The following is a 2,770-nucleotide window of genomic DNA, read 5'->3' as shown; positions in this document are numbered from 1 at the left end:
CGCCCGGCGGCGCGGGGCGCGCCTCCGCCCGTACGGCCGTGTCCGCGTCCGTGGTCGCCAGCGCCTCCAGGAGCGGACCGAGGCGGTCGGAGGGCACGAAGTGGTCGGCGAATCCGCACAGCAGCGCGTCGGCCGCGCCCATCGAGGAGGAGGTCAGGGCGAGATGTGTGCCCAGTTCGCCCGGCGTCTGAGCGAGGAGGTGGGTGCCGCCCACATCGGGTACGAAGCCGATGGCGGTCTCCGGCATGGCGATCCGCGACCGCTCCGTGACGATCCGGACGCCGCCGTGCGCGGAGACGCCGACCCCGCCGCCCATCACGATGCCGTCCATGACCGCCACATAGGGCTTGGGGTACTCGGCGATACGGGCGTTGAGCAGGTACTCGTCGCGCCAGAAGCCGGTGGAGGCGCCGCCCGAGGCGGTGGCGTCCGCGTGGATGGAGCGGATGTCGCCGCCCGCGCACAGCCCGCGCTCGCCGGCCCCGGTGATGACCACGGTCGCCACGTCGTCGTCGTGCTCCCAGGCGCGGAGCGCGGCGTCGACGCGCCGGACCATGTCGTGGGTGAGGGCGTTCAGCGCCCGCGGCCGGTTGAGGACGATCCGGCCCGCCCGGCCGTCCTTGCGGAAGAGGACCGCGTCGTCGTCGGGGGAGGAGCTCATACGGCAGAACCTGTTCTCGTTGTTCTCGGCGGTCTCGTCGGTCTCGGCGTTCGCGGCGTTCTTGTCAAGGGGGTTGCAGGGGACGAGGGCGGGCTCGCCCCGAACATATAGTTGGACGTCCTACTAAGTCCAGGGCTGATCGTCGATCGTACGGTCACGGTGCACCCGTCCCGAGTGGCCGCCCGCAGCGCAGATTCCACCGCCCCGCGCCGCCGGTCAGCTCCGTCAGCGCCAGCGGCGGCACATCGAGCCGCCAGAAGACCCGCGGCGGCAGGCCGAGCGCGTGCACCACCGCCGCCCGTACGACCGCGGGCTCCACGACGGCGAGCACCCGGCCGTCCGCGCGGCCCGCCAGCCACTCCCCGACCCGCCCGACCAGCCCGGCCACCGACTCGCCGCCGTGCGGCGCGGCCTCCGGGTCCGCCAGCCACGCGGCCACCGCAGCAGGTTCGGCCTCGGCCACCTCCGCCAGCGACCGGCCCCGCCAGCGGCCCGCGCCGAGGTCGCCGAGCGCCGCGACCTCCTCCGCCGCGGCCAGCCCCATCGCCTCGGCCGTCTCACGGCAGCGCCTGGACGCTGCCCGCACCTGGCGATCCGAGCGCGGCAGCCCGTCGGCCGCGGCACGCGCCTGGCGCAACCCCGCGCCGTCCAGCGGCGCGTCGTCGCCGAACCGCGCCTGCCGCAGGTCCGCATCGACCGCCGGGGACACCAGCATCACCCGCACCGTCATCCCGCCTCCCTCGTTCCGGATTCCCAGCACATCACGCGGCGCATGACGCAGCACATCACGGCCGCCGAGGCCGCCGACAACGGGGACATCGGGGAGCGGCCGGAATCCGGGCCGCCACACACCGTGGCGTCGCAGGTCACGGCGCGGTACGGTCGCGTGGACATGACGACGGTGTGACGGAAGTCCGGTGAGAACCCGGCACGGTCGCGCCACTGTGTACCAGGCCGCGGCCCCGACTCGGGGCGGCGGCAGGGAAGTCAGACCCCGCACCGTCGTCCACGGCACCAACGACCGGGACGCGTGTTCCCCAGGAGGTTCTGCCATGGCACACCCCGCCGCCCCTGCCCCGAAGGCCCCCGCCGCACCGGCGATCACCCCCATCTCCCTGAAGAAGATCGCGCCGTGGGCCGTCTTCTTCGGCATCCTGATGCTGGTGCTCCTCTACTTCGTCGGCGCGGAGCAGGGCGCCACCTCGCTCATCTCCGGCGCCGACGTGCACGAGTGGGTGCACGACGGCCGCCATCTCCTCGGCTTCCCCTGCCACTGACATCGGCCACAGCGCACCGACACCCGGAACATCGCAACATCGGAACAAGGGGAACGCACCGTGAACTCCATATCCGTACGAGCCCTGCTCGTACGCGGCATGCTCGCCGGCCTCGTCGCCGGCGTACCCGCCCTCCTCGTCGCCTACCTGCTCGGCGAGTCCCGGGTCGACTCCGCCATCGCGTACGAGGAGGGGCACAGCCATGAACACGGCGTCGAACTGGTCAGCCGCACCCTCCAGTCCACGGCCGGACTCGCCACCGGCGTCCTGATCTTCGGCGTCGCGCTCGGCGGCATCGCGGCCCTCGCCTTCTGCGTCGCGCTGGGCCGCGTCGGCAGGTTCGGCCCGCGGGCGACCGCCGTCCTGATCTCCCTCGGCGCGCTGCTGACCGTCTACGTGGTGCCGTTCCTGAAGTACCCGGCCAACCCGCCGTCCGTCGGCGACCCCGACACCATCGGCAAACGCACCACGCTCTACTTCCTGATGATCGCGCTCAGCGTGCTGCTCGCCGTCGGCGCGCTGATCCTGGGCCGGCGGCTCGCGCCCCGGCTGGGCAACTGGTACGCGACCGTCACGGCCGGCGCCGCCTTCGCCGTCGTCATCGGCGTCGCGTACGCCTTCCTGCCCGCGATCAACGAGGTTCCCAAGGACTTCCCGGCCACGCTGCTCTGGCAGTTCCGCCTCACCGCGCTGGCCATCCAACTCGTCCTGTGGACCGGCTTCGGCCTGCTCTTCGGCCACCTCGCCGAACGGCACCTGATCCCCAAGGCGGCCCCCGGACAGCGGCCCGACCCCGCCGCCAGGACGGCCGCCCCCGCCCGCTGACTCGGTA

5 protein-coding genes are annotated in these 2,770 nt (G+C 73.2%); 3 read left to right on the top strand and 2 right to left on the bottom strand.

Going from position 1 to position 2,770, the window contains the following annotated elements; genetic code table 11:
- Positions 1-661 (bottom strand): 3-hydroxyisobutyryl-CoA hydrolase (locus ACFU99_RS39990; RefSeq protein ID WP_384402572.1); only part of this gene is annotated, 661 nt, incomplete at its 3' end.
- A gap of 154 nt (positions 662-815) precedes the next feature.
- On the bottom strand, positions 816-1,391 hold the full coding sequence (locus tag ACFU99_RS39985; protein WP_384402568.1) for a histidine phosphatase family protein: 576 nt from the start codon (positions 1,389-1,391) through the stop codon (positions 816-818).
- A 42-nt stretch (positions 1,392-1,433) separates the two neighbouring features.
- Here ACFU99_RS39985 and ACFU99_RS39980 point away from each other — a divergent pair, with 42 nt between their 5' ends.
- From ACFU99_RS39980 to ACFU99_RS39970, 3 genes are all read left to right on the top strand, one after another.
- Positions 1,434-1,568 (top strand): hypothetical protein, encoded by a 135-nt coding sequence (locus tag ACFU99_RS39980; protein WP_384402565.1) that lies wholly within the window; start codon positions 1,434-1,436, stop codon positions 1,566-1,568.
- A gap of 145 nt (positions 1,569-1,713) precedes the next feature.
- Positions 1,714-1,938, top strand: a complete 225-nt coding sequence (locus ACFU99_RS39975; RefSeq protein WP_384402562.1) for a CbtB domain-containing protein — start codon at positions 1,714-1,716, stop codon at positions 1,936-1,938.
- Positions 1,939-1,998: 60 nt separating this feature from the next.
- The gene (locus ACFU99_RS39970; RefSeq protein WP_384402559.1) at positions 1,999-2,763 is read left to right on the top strand and encodes a CbtA family protein; all 765 of its coding nucleotides are present in this window, start codon (positions 1,999-2,001) and stop codon (positions 2,761-2,763) included.
- Positions 2,764-2,770 lie beyond the last annotated feature (7 nt).

The organism is Streptomyces sp. NPDC057654 (genome assembly GCF_042800135.1).
In the GTDB taxonomy this organism is placed as follows: domain Bacteria; phylum Actinomycetota; class Actinomycetes; order Streptomycetales; family Streptomycetaceae; genus Streptomyces.
This window is presented reverse-complemented; position numbering and strand designations above follow the sequence as displayed.